General features: G+C 48.4%; 17 protein-coding genes. 11 read left to right on the forward strand and 6 right to left on the reverse strand.

What is annotated here, in order from left to right; all coding sequences use genetic code 11:
* The first annotated feature begins 98 nt into the window (after positions 1-98).
* The 8 genes from ACQKDS_RS13445 (at position 99) to ACQKDS_RS13480 (ending at position 8,793) form a co-directional block, all read left to right on the forward strand.
* A complete protein-coding gene (locus ACQKDS_RS13445) occupies positions 99-2,654 on the forward strand; it encodes a fimbria/pilus outer membrane usher protein (RefSeq protein WP_399671323.1) in 2,556 nt (851 codons plus the stop codon).
* A 10-nt stretch (positions 2,655-2,664) separates the two neighbouring features.
* Positions 2,665-3,708 carry a fimbrial protein gene (locus tag ACQKDS_RS13450; protein WP_399671326.1) on the forward strand — a complete coding sequence of 348 codons (1,044 nt, stop codon included), beginning with the start codon at positions 2,665-2,667 and terminating at the stop codon, positions 3,706-3,708.
* Positions 3,709-3,771: 63 nt separating this feature from the next.
* Complete coding sequence (locus tag ACQKDS_RS13455) at positions 3,772-4,320, forward strand: fimbrial protein (RefSeq protein ID WP_399671329.1); 549 nt, start codon at positions 3,772-3,774, stop codon at positions 4,318-4,320.
* Between the two features lie 389 nt (positions 4,321-4,709).
* On the forward strand, positions 4,710-5,414 hold the full coding sequence (locus tag ACQKDS_RS13460; RefSeq protein ID WP_399671332.1) for a LuxR C-terminal-related transcriptional regulator: 705 nt from the start codon (positions 4,710-4,712) through the stop codon (positions 5,412-5,414).
* A gap of 64 nt (positions 5,415-5,478) precedes the next feature.
* Entirely contained in the window at positions 5,479-6,147 is a 669-nt protein-coding gene (locus ACQKDS_RS13465; protein ID WP_399671335.1) for a LuxR C-terminal-related transcriptional regulator, read from the forward strand.
* 71 nt (positions 6,148-6,218) lie between these two features.
* On the forward strand, positions 6,219-7,046 hold the full coding sequence (locus tag ACQKDS_RS13470; protein ID WP_399671338.1) for a LuxR C-terminal-related transcriptional regulator: 828 nt from the start codon (positions 6,219-6,221) through the stop codon (positions 7,044-7,046).
* Positions 7,043-7,483, forward strand: a complete 441-nt coding sequence (locus ACQKDS_RS13475; protein WP_399671340.1) for a hypothetical protein — start codon at positions 7,043-7,045, stop codon at positions 7,481-7,483. The genes ACQKDS_RS13470 and ACQKDS_RS13475 overlap by 4 nt, the downstream gene beginning before the upstream one ends.
* Positions 7,480-8,793: an FKBP-type peptidyl-prolyl cis-trans isomerase N-terminal domain-containing protein gene (locus ACQKDS_RS13480; RefSeq protein ID WP_399671343.1), complete on the forward strand. Its 1,314-nt coding sequence runs from the start codon at positions 7,480-7,482 to the stop codon at positions 8,791-8,793. Before ACQKDS_RS13475 ends, ACQKDS_RS13480 begins: the two co-directional genes overlap by 4 nt.
* Before the next feature lie 64 nt (positions 8,794-8,857).
* On the opposite strand, the gene ACQKDS_RS13485 is transcribed toward ACQKDS_RS13480, so the two are convergent.
* Positions 8,858-9,409, reverse strand: coding sequence for a tyrosine-type DNA invertase (locus ACQKDS_RS13485; protein ID WP_399671346.1), 552 nt, complete (start codon positions 9,407-9,409; stop codon positions 8,858-8,860).
* 525 nt (positions 9,410-9,934) lie between these two features.
* Between ACQKDS_RS13485 and ACQKDS_RS13490 the strand changes: the two genes are divergently transcribed.
* The gene (locus tag ACQKDS_RS13490) at positions 9,935-11,587 is read left to right on the forward strand and encodes a multidrug ABC transporter permease/ATP-binding protein (protein WP_399671349.1); all 1,653 of its coding nucleotides are present in this window, start codon (positions 9,935-9,937) and stop codon (positions 11,585-11,587) included.
* Between the two features lie 359 nt (positions 11,588-11,946).
* A complete protein-coding gene (locus ACQKDS_RS13495) occupies positions 11,947-12,126 on the forward strand; it encodes a hypothetical protein (protein ID WP_399671351.1) in 180 nt (59 codons plus the stop codon).
* Here ACQKDS_RS13495 and ACQKDS_RS13500 read toward each other — a convergent pair.
* From ACQKDS_RS13500 to ACQKDS_RS13515, 4 genes are all read right to left on the reverse strand, one after another.
* A complete protein-coding gene (locus ACQKDS_RS13500) occupies positions 12,119-13,345 on the reverse strand; it encodes a CynX/NimT family MFS transporter (protein ID WP_399671353.1) in 1,227 nt (408 codons plus the stop codon). The two genes, ACQKDS_RS13495 and ACQKDS_RS13500, sit on opposite strands and share 8 nt — an antisense overlap.
* A gap of 372 nt (positions 13,346-13,717) precedes the next feature.
* On the reverse strand, positions 13,718-15,448 hold the full coding sequence (locus ACQKDS_RS13505; RefSeq protein WP_399671356.1) for an ABC transporter ATP-binding protein/permease: 1,731 nt from the start codon (positions 15,446-15,448) through the stop codon (positions 13,718-13,720).
* Positions 15,449-15,726: 278 nt separating this feature from the next.
* Complete coding sequence (locus tag ACQKDS_RS13510) at positions 15,727-16,377, reverse strand: DsbA family protein (RefSeq protein WP_399671359.1); 651 nt, start codon at positions 16,375-16,377, stop codon at positions 15,727-15,729.
* 23 nt (positions 16,378-16,400) lie between these two features.
* Positions 16,401-17,285: an MBL fold metallo-hydrolase gene (locus ACQKDS_RS13515; protein WP_399671362.1), complete on the reverse strand. Its 885-nt coding sequence runs from the start codon at positions 17,283-17,285 to the stop codon at positions 16,401-16,403.
* 107 nt (positions 17,286-17,392) lie between these two features.
* Here ACQKDS_RS13515 and ACQKDS_RS13520 point away from each other — a divergent pair, with 107 nt between their 5' ends.
* Positions 17,393-18,310 (forward strand): LysR family transcriptional regulator, encoded by a 918-nt coding sequence (locus ACQKDS_RS13520; RefSeq protein WP_399671365.1) that lies wholly within the window; start codon positions 17,393-17,395, stop codon positions 18,308-18,310.
* 109 nt (positions 18,311-18,419) lie between these two features.
* Here the strand turns inward: ACQKDS_RS13520 and ACQKDS_RS13525 are convergent, their stop codons facing one another.
* Entirely contained in the window at positions 18,420-19,370 is a 951-nt protein-coding gene (locus tag ACQKDS_RS13525; protein ID WP_399671368.1) for a LysR family transcriptional regulator, read from the reverse strand.
* Positions 19,371-19,448 lie beyond the last annotated feature (78 nt).

Below are 19,448 nucleotides of genomic sequence, written 5' to 3' on the forward strand. Positions count from 1 at the left end.
TTGTCAGTTTATAAATACGGAACCCCTGCACAGGTAGTGCTGGGAAGGATGCGGCTATCCGGTTTCTACCGGTAGTGCTGAGAAATGGAGTTAACAGGATGAATAACCCGAAGCGAATACGCTCTCGCGGCTTTAATCGCACCCCTCTGGCTTGGTTAATTTCTTGCCAGGTTGCCATGTTGATGGGGTTTTCTGGCGCGGCTCATGCGCGTGACTACTTTAACCCAGCGCTGCTGGAAATTGATAATCCTTCGCAGCGCGGTGCCGACTTGTCGGCTTTCGAAGATGGTGAACAGGCTCCTGGTACTTATCGGGTTGATGTCTATCTGAATAGAGAAATGGTGGACACCAAAGAAATCGACTTTCAAATGCAACCAGGTCCCGAGGGTAAAAACACCCTGCAACCTTGCTTGAGTGCAGAGATGCTGGAAGCATTTGGTGTGCGCGTTGAATCATTCCCAGCTCTGAAAGTCAGTGGGCCATGCGTGAATTTAGCGCAGATTATTCCGCAATCCTCTTCAACTTTCCGTTTTAACCAACAGCGCTTAGAGCTGAGTATTCCGCAGGCTGCTTTGAACATGCAGGCTCGTGACTATGTTTCGCCTGAAAAGTGGGATTCGGGTATCCCGGCATTATTGGTCAACTATAACTTCAGCGGGGCAAATACCCAAGAGCGCAAAAACGATCGCCATGATAGCAACACGTATTATCTGAACCTGCGTTCCGGGTTGAACCTTGGCGCATGGCGTTTGCGTAATTATTCCACGTGGAACCGTTCTAGCGATGGCCAGTCCCGTTGGGACTCAATCAATACTTATTTACAGCGCGATATTGTCGCGCTGAAAAGCCAGTTAACTTTGGGGGACAGTACGACCCCCAGTGACGTATTTGAAAGCGTATCGTTCCGTGGCGGCCAGTTAGCGTCTGATGAAGATATGCTGCCGCAAAGTATGCGCGGTTACTCGCCGGTGGTGCGTGGTATCGCTAAGAGCAATGCGCAGGTCACTATTCGTCAGAACGGTTACGTAATTTACCAAAGTTATGTGCCGCCAGGTGCCTTTGAAATTAAAGATTTGTACCCCACTTCGGGCAGTGGCGACTTGAACGTTACCATTAAAGAAGCCGACGGCAGCGAACAGAATCTTGTGGTGCCGTTTGCTTCGGTACCGGTGTTACAACGCGAAGGGCGCTTCAAGTACAGCCTCACCAGCGGGCAGTATCGTTCTTATAACGATAGTGTTGATAAGCGTCCGTTTACCCAGGCAACCGGTATTTATGGTTTACCATGGGGTGCGACGGTTTACGGCGGTATGCAGGCAGCCAGTAAGTATCAATCCTTGGCGTTGGGTTGGGGTCAGAATATGGGGATGATTGGCGCACTGTCTGCTGACGTCACTCAGGCTTGGACCAAACCTGAATTCAAAGAAAAAGAGAGTGGCCAGTCTTGGCGGGTACGTTACGGTAAGAGTTTTGTCGAAACCGGCACCAACTTCAGTTTGGCGAGTTACCGTTACTCGACGAAAGGTTTCTATACCTTACAAGAAGCGTTAGAAACCTATACTAATGGCCGTTCTACCAACTACCAAGATCACAAGAAAAGTCGTGCAGAGTTGACGCTGAGCCAAAACTTATGGAGCGGCGCAGGGGCGTTGTCGCTGAGCCTGTTACGTGAAGAGTACTGGAATGATAACCGACGTAGTGAGTCGGCCAGCGTGGGTTATAACAACAGCTGGGAAGGCATCAGCTATGGCATGAACTACACCTACAGTAAAAATGGTAGCGACAGTAACGGCAACCGTACTAACTCGGACGACCATATTTTTGCCTTTAACGTCAGTGTGCCATTAAGTAAATGGTTGCCGGGCAGCTATGCCACTTACAACCTGAATACCAGCCGCAATGGTAAGACGAGTAATAACGTCGGCTTGAACGGCACTGCGTTAGAGAATGGTAACCTCAGCTATAGCCTGAGCCAGGGCTATACCAGCCAAGGGCAAGGTGCCAATGGTAGCGCCAGCGCTAACTACCGCGGTGGTTTAGGTGAGGTCAACGTCGGTTATGGTTATAACCACGATCAGCATCGCGTCAACTATGGCCTGCAAGGCGGTGTATTGGTGCATGAAAACGGTATAACGCTGTCGCAACCGTTGGGGCAGACCATTGCCTTGGTAAAAGCGCCGGGTGCGAAAAACGTCCGCGTGATGAACCAAACCGGTGTTACCACCGACTGGCGTGGCTATGCGGTAGTGCCGTATCTGACCAACTATCGCCGCAACGTCATTGGTCTGGATACTACTACCCTGCCGGATGATGTTGATATGACGATGAGTAGCCAGACGGTGATCCCAACGCGGGGTGCGGTAGTCCGTGCGGAGTACAAACCGAATATCGGCCAACGTGTGTTAATGACCCTACTGATGCAGGGCGGTGCGCCGGTGCCATTCGGTGCCACAGTAACCGATCTCAGCAACGACGGCAGCAATGCCAGTATCGTTGGCGACGGTGGTCAGGTGTTTATGACCGGCCTGGCGGACAGCGGCAAGCTGAAGGTCAAGTGGGGCAATGCGGCAACTCAACAATGTCAGGTTAATTACAGCTTGACGAAGCAGGCAAATAGCACCGGCATCCGCATGGTGAATGGTCAGTGTTTATAAGGCTTTGAATATGAATATTAAATCGCTAACTCGTTTATCTGTGCTGGCTGTTACTGTAGCTGCTGGTCTGGGGATGTCGCAGCCGCTGTTAGCGGCGCCGGGGCAGTGTACTAATGATGAGGGTGTTACAGATTATCCTTTTGTTTTTACCTCCGTCATGACCGATCCGGCGCAGAACATTCAGGGTAAAATTATCGAGAATGCTGAAAATGGGGAATGGAATTTACCCCGTGTATATAAAGCAACCTGTGAATGTACAACAATGAACGCAGCTTATGTCATGGCTAAGTCATTACTTACAAACGAAGTTTACAATGATGGTCGCATACGTTTTTTTGAGTTGAATAAGTATCTTGCCGTAGGAAGTGAAGTAAAAATCGGTGGCGTGGCCGATCGTTTTGAACCTGTACCATTTGATTATACAAGTAATCAAAATGATGCTTGGGATAGCGGATGTGAATCTCAAAGATATAAGAGTGGTTCAGAAGGTCACATACATCTGTATTTCATTCGCCCCTTTGTCGGGCAAACGGTTATCCCATCAACCAAGTTGGTGGAGGTATATCTTGCTTCATCTCCAGGGGTCAGCAGTACGACGCCAGTCTCTACCGTGACGATGTCCGGGACGGTAACCGTGCCGCAGAACTGCGAAATTAACCCGCAGCCGATAGTGATAGATTTTGGCGATATTATGTCGAGTGATTTCACCACTAAAGGGGCAATGCCGAGAAACTTTACGCCAGAACGAAAAGAGATAACTGTCGGGTGCCGTAATATTTCTGACGGAGTAAAAGTCAGTTTGAGTTTCCAGGCAGAAGCTGATCCTTCGGATCCGACATTATTAAAAACGACCAATGGTGATATTGCAGTTAAACTCCAAGGGGGCGATGGTAACGCCATTTCCCCTAGCAATGGAACCTTAGCGGTAGATTTTGATTATCCATCTCAAAAGGGTAATGCAGAAATTGTTGCGTACCCGGTAAATACCTCCGGAAAAACGCCAGAGGTAGGGGACTTTAATGCAACGGCCACGATCAAAGCGGAAATAGAATAACGCCAATGTTCGTGGGTGTTGATAGCAGTGCATTGTGACATGGTTTTATTAAAGGAAATTATTATGAAGGATCTAAAATTGAATTTATTTAAGAGCACGCTGCTGTTGGTTGCCGCAGCCAGTATGGGTGTTAGCCAATTTTCTTTGGCTGATACGCAACTGAATATTAAAGGCACCATTAAAGCTTCACCTTGTACTGTGGACACCCCATCAAGTAGTGGCATAACCGTCGATTTAGGGGACAACATTCAGGCATCAACGTTGGCAACGCCTAAATCAGGTAGCGAATGGGTACCGGTGCCGATACGTTTGAAAGACTGCCCGCCGACGACGTCGGCAGTAATGGCCACCTTTGCTGGTACGCCAGCAACGGAAGAAACCGATTTGTATGCCAATACCACAGCAGCTGGTGCCGCGACGCTTGTACAGATTGAGTTGGCTGATAGCGCAAATGAAGCGCGCATGGGGAACGGCAAATCAATGGCGCAACCTGTCAGCAGCGCAACCAATGATGCAACGTTTAACCTGAAGGCGCGCGCTTACAGTTCTGCCGGTGGCGCAACGCCAGGCGATATTGTCGGTACTGTGCAGGTGAGCTTTACTTACGAGTAAATCTGGCTAGTAATAGTGATTTAAATGCGCCCCCAGCTTGTCCGTGTTTGGGGGCCTTTTTGCCAAATAAAGAATAGCGAAGATAACTATAGGATGTTTTTATCTCGCCTCTCTTTATTTCGACGAAATTTAGCATGGTTTTTATATACCTTAAATAATTTATGTTGCATCACGGCAGAAAATAAACGGATCCTATGGCTATTATACCTGTAAGTAAGCTAGGCATATAGGCGCAGCCAATAACGATGCAGATTTAAGTATAACGGATATAAACGTCTTTATGGCGTATAAGTCATTGACTAGACCGACAATGTCTCAGCGGAAATAGCTTTTTCGTCTATGAACTAGAATCGTCACAGCATATCCCACAAGGAATAGGGAGAATATTTATGACAGCGGCTCATACTTACCAGCGGATCACTGCACACACGCCGAACGGCAGTGGACAGAAAGGCCAAGGGGTGATCATTATGGAGGCTTGCCCGATGACGACGCTCGGCATGCGCAATGTGCTGGCGCAGTCATGTGGGCTGTCGGAGAATATTATGCAGGTTAATAACCTAGCGGCCATTCCTGGTCTAATGCGTAACCATTTGCCGCAACTGTTAATTATGGAGCTGTGTGGTGAAGCAGAATCGGTTTTAGATGGTCTGCGGCTTATTTCCCTGTGTATTGAACATTGGCCGGCAACGCCTATTATCGTCTGTACGGCTTTGGACGATCCGCGTGTTTTACAGCTGTTAACGGCCTCAGGCATAAAAGGCTTATTGTTGAAACAAGAGCCTTCGGTCGCATTGGCGCAATGTGTTCAGCAGGTGTTGGCAGGGCGCCGTAGCTACAGCCATAAGGTTCGGCAGTTACTGGCAAATCATTCTATCGGCGGCAAGGCATTGACCGCGCGTGAATTAGACGTCTTGGCCTACTTATTCTCTGGTAAGAGCGTTACCACTGCCGCATTGATGATGCATCGTGATGTGCGTACGGTCAGTACGCATAAACGCAATGCTATGTTGAAACTGGGTTTTCAAAACGACGGCGAGCTATTTTTGCAAGGTAAATGGATGGCTAAGACAGGCCCTGTTTTTAGTCGCTGATTTACCGATTTTTTTGCATTATTCCTCTCAATAGGTGGAAGTCATATTTAGACAGGAGTCCCGTATGCATTCTTTAGCGCAAGAATCTATCAGCATTGCATTAATGGATCGTTGTCCATTAACGTTGAGTGGTTTATCGAGTTTTATTGGTTCACTCAATACACCAAGTAATATTACTGTGCAAGAAACCCGTATGGATGCGGTTTCAGAAGCTTTATTGTACCAACCTGCCGATATTTTGATTACTGAGCTGAACGGCTTGAATGAAACTTCGGCTGAAGGGCGGAAAACGCTATTAAACTTATGTGCGCAGATACCAACCCTGCGGGTTATTGTTTATACCCGTTGTCAAAGCGGTGAAGAACTGCGTGCTTTGCTCGAAGTGACGAACATCAGCGTAATCTCCCGTGATGATAGCTTGGCGCAGGTCGGGGAGTTTTTTATGCGAGTATTTAACGGTGAGCGCGTATTGAGTCCACTCATCGGCGCTTGTCTGGCTCGCAATGATAATGAAGAGGCATCAAGCCTGCATCATTTGACACGTTGTGAGAACGATGTACTGACATTTTTATTTAATGGTATGAGCCTGCGCCAAATTGCTGAGTTGCAACGTCGTAGTATCAAAACGATTAGCGCTCATAAATGTAATGCCATGCGTAAGTTACAAGTGAAAAATGACAGCGAGTTATTCTCACTGAAAAAAAATATCACCCAACAGTTCGCAATCGAATGATATCGCGAAATAAGGGTAGTCAGGGTCCCAAGGATGTGGTTGACCCAGCGTTAAAATAAAAGGGAATAGGTATGACAATTCACAACCGTTCGGCGTCGCGTATTGCTCTACTTATTCCCTGTCAGTTTACTGCCTATGGCATTGAGCGGTTATTGATCAATGATCGGCAGGAACGGCGTACAGTTACACGGATAAATAGTGTAGCTGAGGTACGGCAGATAGTGTTCACTCAGCGTATAAATATGCTGGTTATTGCATTTAGTATGCAGCAGTATGATTGGCATTCCAGAGTATTATTAATTCGTACATTACGCGACCAGCAGCCAAAATTAAAAATTGTGGCGGTGGTTGATGTTCAGATTCCATTTTTGCTGCAGCAGATTTCTGATTTGCACATTGATAGCATATTGAGCCAGCATGATACGCTAAATGAAATAGTTGAGTCACTCGCGAAAATTTGCCAAGGGAACGGTTGTTACAGCGAGCATATCAAGCGAATATTATCATGCAAAAATGGTACTACATGGCTAGCTGAACCATTGAGCTCCTCAGAACTTAATGTACTGCACTATTTAATGAACGGACATTCAGTACAGCAAACGGCTGAGCTGATAAGTCGTAGTAAAAAAACCGTAGTAGCAATAAAAAATAAAGCGATGCGTAAGTTAGGTATTAGGCATTGTGCTGAGTTGGTAGCAATTCGGGATATGTTAGAAAACCAATACCGTGAAGTAACGTTATCCTCATTACCAAATCTTGAGGATAATACGCCGGAGGTGCGGTACTCAACTACCGGTAATAGTTTTAAAATGGCAAAGGTCTGGTTGCCAGCGGTAAAAATTATAAATACTTTGTCAGCAACGGCAAGTTCTTATTCAGTAATAAGGAATAAACAGTGAAACAATTTCAAAAAGCCGGCAGTTATTCACAGCAATTGGTTGGTATTATTATGGTAGGGTGCTTATTGATGGCCGGCTGCGCGCCAAAATCCTCTGGCAGTAAAATTAAATCTCAGCAGGCAGTAACGCCAGCACCGATGCCCGCCCCGGCTCAAAAACCTGCGCCCGAACCTAAAAAAGAAAACCGTATTGGCTTGTGTCAAAGTGAGTTGGCTTCCTTAAAAAAAGTGAATGCTAAAGCTTATGCCGCGCGTAAAGCCTATTTTGACAGCTTAGTTAGCAATGCGTCTGTTTACAGCGCGGTACGTGGCGAAGTTAACACACAAACTAAAGATACATTGGACGCATTGTATAAATACAAAACTAACCAGGTGTGTGCGCAAATTGAGCGTGATGTGCTGGATGCGTTGATTCGTAGAGGGGAGAGCGTGAAGTGAAAAAGGGTATCAAGTATGGCTTCCTACTCACATTAATGATGCCACTGGGTGGCGTTTATGCGGTGGAGAAAGCCAGTGATGAACTGACCTTGCAGTCGCTGGATGCCATCACCAGCAAGGTGGATGATGCGCCGGCGTTGCTTTTATTAACGCCTTCTCAATTGGAGGCTATCAGTCCGCCAGAAGAAAAAGCGGTGGGTAAATCCCAAAAAAATCAGCTCGCTAAACATAAAGAAAAAGCGCCAGCGGCACCACTTCGCGAGTTGAAAGCACAGCAGGCGAAAATTAATCAGCTCAATGCTACGCTGGCCAAGCAAAATACTGAGCTAAAACAGTTGAGGCAAACCGCTAAAGCTGATGCCGATGCCCGTACTGAAATTGAGCAATTGAAAAAATCGCTGCAAGATAATCTGCAAAATACTGAAAAAATGCAGCAGCAATTGGTTGCTATGACCACAGCGCAAAGTACGAAAAAACAGGAAGATAACAAACTGCGACAAGCTCTGGAAAAGAGCCAGCAGCAAAGTTCGGCCTTGCAAAAGCAGATTGATACTCTGACCACATCGCAGAATGAACGAGCGAAACAAAATCAGGAGCTGCAACAAGAATTAGCTGTGCTGAAGAAACAACAGGCCGAAAAACAGCAGGCCGCGACGGTGGTACCGAAAAGCGCGACGGAGATCCGTGACTATGCTATTGGTAGTTCGTTAGGCAAAGACATGTTAGCGCTGTTACAGGAAAAAGCTGCACAGGGCGTCGAAGTCAACGATCGTATGGCGTTTGCTGGGGTACAGGATACCTTAAACGGTAAGCCGCAGTTACCACAGGATAAAATTGCTAAAGCGTTGTTTGAAACCGAAGTTGCATTGAAAGAGAAAGAAGAACAGCTGAAGACGCAAACTGAATCTAAGGGCGCGCATTATATCGCGCAATTTAAGAAACAGAAGCGGTCAAAGCAGGATCCATCAGGTTTCTATTATCGTGTTGACTATTTAGGCGATGGTAAAATTTCGCCTACGGATACCGTTGCGGTTGTGGTGAAAGAAAGTCTGATTGACGGCAAAGTCATTAAAGATATGGACGTGGCTGGAACATCGATTTCGCAACCACTCAATAGTTATCCTCCAATGTTCAAGGCGGCTATTAGTCAGTTGCAAAACCACGGAAGTATGACCATGGTCGTTCCGCCGGAGTTAGCCTACGGCGACAAAGGTTTACCTCCGGATATTCCTCCAGGTTCAACCATGGTCTATAACGTAAGAGTACTTGAGGTCTTACCTTCTTCAGAGAAAGCACCGGTTACCAAATAACGTCGGTGTCTAAACGGTTTACACCCGGGTATGTTGAGTGTCGAAGATAGTTAGATGGCACACGCTAAATATGAATAACTCTAAAGCGCTCAACATTACTCGCGGTGTAAATGACCGTATTTTGAATATTCCTATGCCCTAAATAATCTTGAATCAGTCGTGTATCGACACCTTTATCCGCCAGTGCAAATCCGCATGAGTGCCGCAGCATATGTGGATGAACTTGAACACTGATACCCGCCAATTCACCATAGGTTTTTATTAAACGATAAAGTTGTTGGCGTGAAATCTGGCCACCGTGCCGTGATAAGAATAACCATGGGCTGTCTGCTTCAAGATAGCGTGAACGCTGCCCTAACCATTTCATTATTGCAATACGTTCGCGGGTTTGAATTGGGTGCTGAACTGAAAACCCATTTTTTAAGCGTGCGACATGTATACGGTTAGTGGTGAGATCAATATCTTCCAGGCGAAGCCCCCGCAGTTCACTGACACGCAATCCATGGATAAAACACATAAGTAGCATACAGCGATCGCGAATTCCATTTGGGCTATCAGGAACGGCCGCGATCATCTGCTCAATTTCAATATGACTGAGGTATTTGCGTTTTTTCATTTCTCTTCCTTGACAAATCTCGAATAGCCTTCATTTATCAGGCTGTTCGAGATTAAAGCATCGATAACTTATTACGGCAAACAAATTAAGAATCTTAATAAATAAGAAAAATCTGTAAGAAATGTTGGCGTAGACGGGTGTTGTGGGTGCTTTTAGCGATATAGTGTGAGAAAAAATAGCGTATCAGGCGTTATTTTGAACAGTTGGTTTCCTTGGTGATAGACTTATTGTAGGGGGAAAATCAATAAAAACAAAATGATTAACCTGTTAAGAGTCACGCGATCACCCATTACACGGCATTATTTTTCAGACTCTATTATCCCGGTCAGGATTATTCGTTTTTCTATTTTGATTGGCGAAATCATGATTGCGGTAGATAGACTATCGTCAATTTTTATCGCGACATGTTCAGTCTGCTTTGAGGCGATAGAGGCGCGGTATGCTGTTAAAAATGAGAATTATTTTTGATATCACCTGCGTGCTGACTACAATGCCTGCCATTGCATTTTTCATTAGGGGTGACTTATGGCGTTGCTACGGGTGGTTTATCACCAGTATCGCTGGCCGTTTTTGGCGGTAATGGCATTGACCATGGCCAGCGCTGCATTAGGTATTGGCATTATTGCTTTTATCAATGTGAATTTGATGGCAGTGGCGGGTAATCCGTTTGCTATCTTACCTAAGTTTCTCGGCTTACTTATGCTGCTAATGGTGGTGACGCTGGGATCGCAATTGGCGTTGACGACCTTAGGCCATTATTTTGTCTACCGGCTGCGTGGCCAACTGATCAAACGTATTCTTGATACGGATATTGAGCGTATCGAACAACTGGGTAGTGCTTCATTACTGGCCAGCTTGTCGAGTGATATTCGCAATATTACTGTGGCGTTCGTGCGTTTGCCGGAACTGATACAAGGCGTGATATTAACACTCGGCTGTGCAGGCTATCTGGCCTGGCTGTCACCGCAGATGTTATTGGTAACGGCTATGTGGGTTGTTGTTACGATTGTTGTCAGTTGGTTGTTGGTGTCACGAGTTTACCGTCACCTGAGCAATGTGCGTGAAGCAGAAGAACGTTTATATCAGGATTATCAATCGGCGATTGATGGGCGCAAAGAACTTGCGTTGAATCGTGACCGTGCCAAGGCATTATTCCAAAATGCCTATCAGCCGAATGCGCAAGACTATCGCCATCACATCATTCGTGCGGATACTTTCCACCTTAGTGCGGTGAATTGGTCAAATATTATGATGCTTGGCGCTATTGGTTTGGTCTTTTTCATGGCTAACACGCTAGGCTGGGCTAATACCACGGTTGCGGCGACCTATTCGTTAACACTGTTGTTTTTACGTACCCCGTTGTTGCAAGCAGTCGGGGCGTTTCCCACGTTGTTAAGCGCGGAAGTGGCATTCAATAAAGTAAAATCTCTCAAGTTAGCTGATTACCAACCAACATTCCCGGCAACGATCGGGATGCCTTGGCAAACCCTTGAGTTGCGCGACATAGTATTCCATTACGGTGCCAGTGAGCAGCAGCAAGGTTTTGCCGTTGGCCCACTAAACCTTATGCTGCGTCGCGGGGAATTGATCTTCGTGATTGGCGGAAACGGTAGCGGAAAATCAACATTGGCGATGTTGCTGACAGGATTATATCAGCCGGTCAGTGGGCAAATTTTGTTGGATGGTGTGGAAATGCAGGCACACCAAATTCACCACTATCGTCGCTTATTTTCGGCTATTTTTACTGATTTTCACCTCTTTCACCATCTTCAAGGTGAGGATGGAAAGCAACCGAATGAAGGGTTAGTAGAATGTTGGCTTGAAAAGTTAAATATAAAAAATAAGCTTAAGTTTGAGGGAAACAGGGTAACTAATCCGCAACTTTCACAAGGGCAGCGTAAACGCTTGGCTCTGTTACTGGCCGTGGCAGAACAACGTGACATTTTGCTACTCGACGAGTGGGCAGCCGATCAAGATCCGCAATTCCGACGTATTTTCTACCGGGAAATATTGCCTGAATTACGCGCGATGGGTAAGACGGTATTTGCCATTAGCCACGATGATCACTATTTTGAACATGCCGACCGATTGTTAGAAATGCGTACAGGGCAACTCCGTGAACTGACCGGGGTTGAGCGAGAACAGGCCAGCCGCGATTCCGTCACGCAAATTGGATAATCCCACCCGTCAGTCAGGCTATGCCACAATAGCCTGACGCTTCAGCTTTCCCTTGCCCAGGGGATGCTTGATTTCTGATGTTAAAAAATAGGAGCCTGTTAAGGCTAGGTTTACTTTTGTCTATATGTTACGTGGCAGACTATTTCTGACTTTTTTTGTTGATTGAAGAAAATAATAACTAAATGTTTTATAAAGTTTATTTTCATCCCTGTCGTGAAATACCCCTTTCAAGGTAATCGCTAGTGCGCATATAAGAAATTACCATAGGGGAAACACACCCGCCGGTTTTGTGTAATGGATTAATGGCGGGATGACAGTGGGCGTTATCGGTAACCGCTTTTGCCACTTAGGGAAGAAATATGATGGAAAAAAAATTGTTTATAAAGCACGAGAAGGAAGCGAATCCCTCTTACAATAAGGCGAAAATCCCTGCATCGTGGCAACTGAATGAAGCGCAGCAGGCCTTTATTGAGGATCTATGGCAGGACGACGCACCAGAGATAGAGCGTTGCGTTCTGCCCGAAACTGACGTTAACTAATAACCCGGTTTCGGCCAGCTAGGATACCAAACAGCATTTGCATCACCGTTAGCCCCAGCAGAATGCCGAGCGGTACTGCCCAACTTTGCGTCAGATCGTGCAGTAGACCAAAAAGGGTAGGACCAACGGCGGCGAGCAGATAGCCGACCGACTGCGCCATGCCGGATAAGAGTGCGGCTTGATGGTGATGTTGGCTCCGTAAGCCAAAGAACGATAAAGCCAGCACCAACGAACTGCCTGCACCAAGCCCCGCAAATACCAGCCAGACTAACGAACTGTCTGGTAACCACAACAACCCTGCGATACCGATTAAAATCAACAACGAACTGAACAGTGCGATCATTCTTTGATCGCGGGCGCGCGGTAAGATGATGACCATAAAAAAATTAGCGACTATCGCCACAACTTGATAAATAAACAGCTCAAATCCAGCCTGCTGCGGCGAAGTGCCGTGGCTGACGGCGAAGGCGCTGAACCATCCGATAATGGTGTAAAACGTGACCGATTGAAGCCCCATAAATAAGGCAACCTGCCAACCTAGAGCGCTTCCCCACGGGGAGCGAATACGCGATGGCAACGCACCTGCCGATGCTGTTGGCGTTGGCAGAGGTTTAGGATGGCGTAGCTGTGGCAACCAAACGATGAGTGCCAGTATGGCCAACGCGCCCCAGCACAATAAGGAAAAACGCCAGCCATTGCCGTTCAGCGTCGCGAGCGGCACGGCGATGCCTGACGCTGTGGCGGCAACTAACGACATCACGGCGGCGTATGCGCTGATCATGGCTGCCGCGCGTTGCGGGAAGTCGCGTTTCACTAATGTGGGAAGTAGCACGTTGGCAAAGGCAATTGCCGCACCTATCAGCCCGCTACCGAGCCATAACAGACTTTGTGGTTGCTGCGAGCGTAACCCAATCCCCAAGACTAACAACAGCAGCGCCAGGCCGAGCGTGCGCTCGATACCAATGCGCTTTGCCAGCGCTGGCGTTACCGGTGAGAGAACGGCGAACAAAATCAATGGTAAGGAGTTAAGCAAACCCGCGGCAGTCGCCGACAATGTAAGTTGCTGCTGGATTTGTTCCAACAGCGGACCCACGCTGGTCAGCGCGGCGCGCAGATTTGCCGCTATCAGCATGATACCGATGATTAATAATACCGGATGGCGTAAGTGGCGGCGTGGTTTGGCGGTGGTTATATTTGTGGATGAAATAGATTGGGGCATGAGATCCTCGCATCTGGCATGCAGCCAATCGATTTTGTATGGCGTGATGCGTTGGTTGATGTTAACGCACGGGTTAGCGCCCCGTATCCGCGCGAAAGTGTAGGTAACAAAACGCTTTCTGACAAGCGAAGCGGTGACGAATTAAACAGAGCCGGCCTAACGGGTTTATAGACAAGCCAATGATTAGAGAACGCGTGGCAGTGGGGCGTCGTGGCGTAAGGCGCCGGAGCGCACCGCGTTATGTCAGGCTAAGGTAGCTCGGATCATTAGACGAGGTTGCCACCAGCCTCGGTTAAACTGTTGGCACCGTCATCACGCTACACTCCATCCTATTTTCGCACTCTCCCTATCGTTTCATTGCGCTCGCGAGCTTTAACGCATTGGCAGCGGGCTCAGCGCCATTTTTGCTGACCGATCTGGCTGGCGACTGAAACGCCAACAGCTGTGGTGATACTTTGCCACGCTGTTTCGGTGGGCGACACTCACCAATGTGACATTGGGTAAATCATCCACCAACAGGCAATACATCAGTTGTTCGGTTTCATCATCCAGCGCGCTGGTTGCCTCATCCAAAAACAATATATCTGGCCGAATGAGAATGGCGCGGGCGAATGCCAACCGCTGCTGTTCGCCTGGTGACAAGCGTTGGCTCCAATTTGCAGAGGTGTCTAGCCAGTTTTTGAGATGCTGAAGCTGGCATTTTTCCAGTACTTTTAATAACGCAGCGTCGCTATATTCAGTCGCTAATTGTGGATAGATAAGCGCTGCACGCAACGTGCCAATTGGAATATAGCTACGCTGTGGCAGAAACAATGACGTCAGGTTTGCATCCCGTTCGAGGGTTCCGCTGCCATACGGCCAGATTCCGGCTATCGCACGCAGTAGCGTCGATTTACCGCAGCCGGACGGGCCGACGAGCAACACACGATCGCCACGTTTGAGTGCCATGTTGCTATCTTTTAGCAACGGTTGGCCGTCCGGTAAGTGTAGGCTGAGATGATTGAGTCTCAGTGGCTGCGTACACTGCCATTGCAGCGTGATGCCGCGGGGTTGATGATGTACCTGCTCCATCGCCGCATTGAAACCGGCTAATCGGTTGACGCAGGCTTTCCAGGTCGCAAGCGTATTAAAGGCATCAATAAACCATGACAGCGCGCCCTGAACTTGACCAAATGCGGAGGCAATTTGCATCATGCCCCCCATTTGGATCGCACCGGAAAAATAACGGGGTGCAGCCACTAATAGCGGAAATACGATGGCGAACTGACCATAAAAATTACTGGCAATGTTAAGCCGACGCGTGACGCGCATGATTGACCACCAATTGCGACGAATAGATGCGAAGCGGCTCCCTAACTGTTTTGCCTCATGAGGTTCACCGTGGTACAACGCGATGGCATCGCTATTCTCGCGGATGCGTATCAGCCCAAAACGGAAATTGGCTTCATAGTGCTCCTGATTAAAACCCAGCATGACCAAGGGCTTACCCACCCACCAAATCAGTAGTGAGCCGATGGCGGCGTACAGTAAGGCAAACCACACCATATAGCCATGAAGCGTGATGCTGTGGCCATTCACGGCAAACGTCAGTGGCCCGCTGACATGCCAGAGAATGGTAACGAAAGAAACGAGCGTCACTACGCTGGAAAGTAAACCAAGTGACAGTGAAAGCGTATATTGCGTTAGCACGTTGAGGTCTTCGGCGATTCGCTGGTCAGGGTTATCAACGCGTTGCTGCTGCTCGGTATGGTAATAGGCCTGATGAGCCAGCCATTTATCCATGTACTTTTCCGTCATCCAACGGCGCCAGTGCATTTGCAACCCTTGCGTTAGATAAACTTTATAGACCGCCAGCACGATGAATATCAGCGCCAGATAGGTGAAACGCCCTAATTGTTGCTTGAATACCGGGTAGTTTTTATTCTGTAACGCGTCGTAAAATACTTGATTCCATTGATTGATTTGCACGCTAATGTAAACCAAGCCTAACGACAGACCAATGATGGCAATTAGCATTGTCCAGGCACGCCATTTTTCTTCAGAGACCCAAAAGGGTTTTATCAGTTGCCAGACGGCATGCTTTTGCGTAAGTGGACTGTTCATACGGCTCCAGAATAAAAATGTTATTGGCAGCATGCGTTACTGGTTAGTAACAAACAAACCGGGCTTGTAAGCAGATTTATCCGCGCTAACCGTTTGAAATAACACTTTGAATCTGGATGACTACAGCGATCCGTCACCCGTTTTTACGCTATCAGCAAAAAGGGGATGGCAGGTAGGGAAGGGATTTGACGTCAGCGGGGCGCGCTAAAGAGACGAGTAACAACGTGTGTTATGTGTAGGATAGCGCGGGGCTAATACCGTCAGCCCCGCTATTCAGATTAAGCCCAAGTTACCGCGCCGCTCAGCGCTTCTTTCCAGCTCTCGATATTGTCCAGATAATTGCCAGCCGGTAACAAAGACAAATGGCCTGTGGAATCTTGTAGGGCGAACGTAGGGAAGCCTTGACCGCGCACCTTAGCCAGAAAAGCACGACTTTCGGCAACGTGTTGAGCGGTCTGAGTACCACTGTTAAAACGCATTTCCGCGATAAACGCAGCCGAGGGCAGCCCCAACTCATGGGCCAATGCTTCGAGCACCGGTGTATCAGCGATACGTCGACCTTCTTGATAATGCGCCTGCTGAATGCGGTGCAACATATCCAGGCCGCGCCCTGCTAACTGTTGAGCCGCAAGGATAGCGCTAATCGGCGGTGTGGAGTCCAATACCGCCGTGGTATCGCGTAACAAGCCATTGAAGTAGGCTTCACCGAACGTCTGGCCGGTCAACTCCGCGATCCGTTTGTCTTGCGGTATCACGTAGTTACGCCATTCTTCCGTGATTTGACGACGGTGACTGCCTGTCATCATGCCGCCCGCATGCAACACGATTCTTAGCCCGGGCAGGCTTTGAGCTGCTTTCACCAACGGTGCTGCGCCATAACACCAGCCGCAAAGTGGATCGAAAACGTAATGCAGGGTTGCCGAATTCATACTTAACCTCGTTAATCAGTGGCTTATTGCGGCCATTTCATTTCGCCTTTCAGCACTTTTGCGCTCAGCTCTAGGCTCGACTCGTCTTTCAGCGTTGGATAATGCGTCTTCATGGCCTCAACCAATGCTACGGAATCTTTTGCTTTCGGCAGTGCTGTTTCCAGCGTGGTCAGATAATGTTGGGTAAACGTCACTGAGGCTAAGGTCTGCGCTGCGCCTGGCAGAAAATGTCCTGGTACGACGATCTGTGGTTTCAGCGCCTGAATACTGGCCAGCGTTTGCTGCCAGTGCGCGCGCGATGCGACGGTCTGATTGTCGGCGATCCACGGATGAATATTATCACCGGCGACAGCAACGCCGCCCACGACGGCTTTTAGCGATGGGATCCAAACATAAGTACGATCCGGTGTCGGGCCGTTTAGGCCTTTTACTTCAATTTTTTGTCCATCAATGGTGAAGCTGTCACCGTGTAGCGGTTGCGGCACGATCACACTTTTCGGCGCATTTTGTTTCAGAATCGGCCCCCAGTAGGCCAGTTTACCGTCTTTGGTCGCATTGATTTCTTTAATGGTCCCCGGCGTCGCAATGATATTTGCCTGAGGGAATGCGGCTTTAATCACGTCCAGCCCGAAATAAAAATCAGGATCGGAATGGCTGATGTAGACGGTCGTTAATTTTTTACCGGTGGCTTGGATCTTTTTTACCAACTGCTCGGCGTCGTTACGCTGGAACTGTGCGTCGATCAATGCCACTTCGTTTTTACCGCTAATGATTTCGGAAGAAACTGGGAACACGCTGTTTTCTCCGGGGTTATAGACTTCCAGGGTCAGCGCATCGGCAGCGGTGGCGTAGGTGCTAATGACAGCGAAGCCAGAAAACGCTAAGGCGATAAAGGTTTTTTTTAACATGTGCAGGTGTCCTATCGGTATTGAGAAGTTACTTAGATGTTAGATTGCATAATGCGAAAGAAAAACCGGATAATAAGCAACTATTAATTGCATAAATCGGACGAATCATGGATCGCATTACTGCCGCTGAGGTTTTTGTTGCCATTGTTGAACGGGGCAGCATGATTGCTGCGGCTGAAACGTTGGGGATGTCCCGGGCGATGGTGACGCGTTATTTGTCACAGATGGAACAGTGGGCAGGCACACGTTTATTGCATCGCACCACACGTAAACTCAGCCTGACGGATGCTGGAGAACGCACATTGGAACGTTGTCGGCAGATGCTGCTCGTCGCCGGGGAAATCGACTTTACGGAGGGTGAGCCGAGCGATGAGCTACGTGGGCTACTGCGTATTACCTGTTCGCAATCGCTGGGGCAAAGCGTACTGGTCGGTGCGGTAGCGCAGTATTTAACGCGCCATCCACAGGTGGCAGTCGATCTGCAAATGAATAATCGCGCAGTGAATTTGGTGGAGGAACGGATCGATTTGGCACTGCGCATCACCAATGAGTTGGATCCCAACTTGATTGCCCGACCGCTGTCCACCTGCACCTCGGTGGTATGCGCCTCACCGGCCTATCTGGCTGCGCACGGCATACCGCACCAGCCGCAGGATTTGGCTTTACATAACTGCCTGACCTACTCCTATTTCGGCAAAAGCCTGTGGCATTTCGAGCATCAAGGCATTAAATCAGCAGTGGCAGTCAGCGGAAATCTCAGTGCTAATGAGTCGGTGGTATTAATGGCGGGGACGTTACAAGGGGCGGGGATTTCGTTGCAACCGTATTACTCGGCAGCACCGTTATTGGCACGCGGCGAATTGATCGCGTTGTTACCGGATTACCAGCCACAATCGATGGGGATTTACGGTATCTACACGTCACGCCGCCAGATGCCCGCAACGCTGCGCACCATGTTGGATTTTTTAGTCGAGTGGTTTGCCACTGATGAACAGTGGTTAGCCACGTTGCAGATGAAGAGATAAGACGGTGTCATATTTGTTCACAGTTTCACCACGATAAGTTTTTAAAGGAATAAAGCCACAGCCTTATGCGTAGTAATGGAAACGTCATTGGCAAGTTGAATAGAGAGCTTTACTCGATCACCTTGGATTGTTTTAGTGAACGTGAAATAACGGTCGCCAGACGGGCAGAAAAATGCTCTGTCTGCTGTTGCAGGTGCGTGATAAACGCGCTAACCAGCGCAGAAGATGGGCGATGTAATGGCCGAATCAGACTGACAGTGAACGGCACGTCGACGCTGAACGGCCGCAGATGTACGCCGCTATCGGCGTAATCCAACGCGGTGAGTGGATTGACGATAGATAGCCCTACGCCCGCTTTCACCATCGCGCACACTGACGCTGCGCTGTGGGTTTCCATTACCATGCGCCGATCAATGCTGTGTTCGCTGAACAATAAATCGAGCAGTTGGCGGTAGCTATCGGTATTCGACAGGCTGATAAAGTTCTCTTCGGCAAAGTCTTGCGGTGTCAGTAAAGGCTTCGCCAACAGGGGGTGACCGGCTGGCAATACGCAAACTTCGTTCAATGTCATTAGCGTTAAACGTTCGGTTCCCGCTGGCGTTTGGATATTTTCCGTTAATCCCAAATCGTGACGTTGCGCCGATAACCACTCTTCCAGCAGCGGCGACTCTTGCGGAATGACGCTAAAACTCACCTCAGGATGGCGATCGAGAAAAGGCTTACACACTGCAGGTAACAGCGATTGGGAAAATACGGGCAGGCAGGCAATGGATAGTTGCGCATGCTGGAACTGACGAATGCCAACGGCCGCCGTTTTGATGCGCTCCAGGCCATAGTAGGAACGCTGAACCTCTTCAAACAGTCTCAGCCCTTGTACCGTCGGGGTTAAGCGGCCGCGTACTCGATCAAACAGGTGCAACTGTATCAATTTTTCAAACCGCGCGAGTTCACGGCTGACTGTGGGCTGTGACGTTTTCAATAAGGCGGCTGCCTCGGTGAGGTTGCCGGTGGTCATTACCGCGTGAAAAATCTCAATCTGGCGCAGAGTAATGGCGTGCATTGGGGTTCTCCAGCAACGGGATAGCAAAGTACAGGGTATATCATAAATGAATAGACTGTACCTAAATGGATATTTTTA

Source organism: Serratia sp. NPDC078593, assembly GCF_050268245.1.
GTDB lineage: Bacteria > Pseudomonadota > Gammaproteobacteria > Enterobacterales > Enterobacteriaceae > JBNNGK01.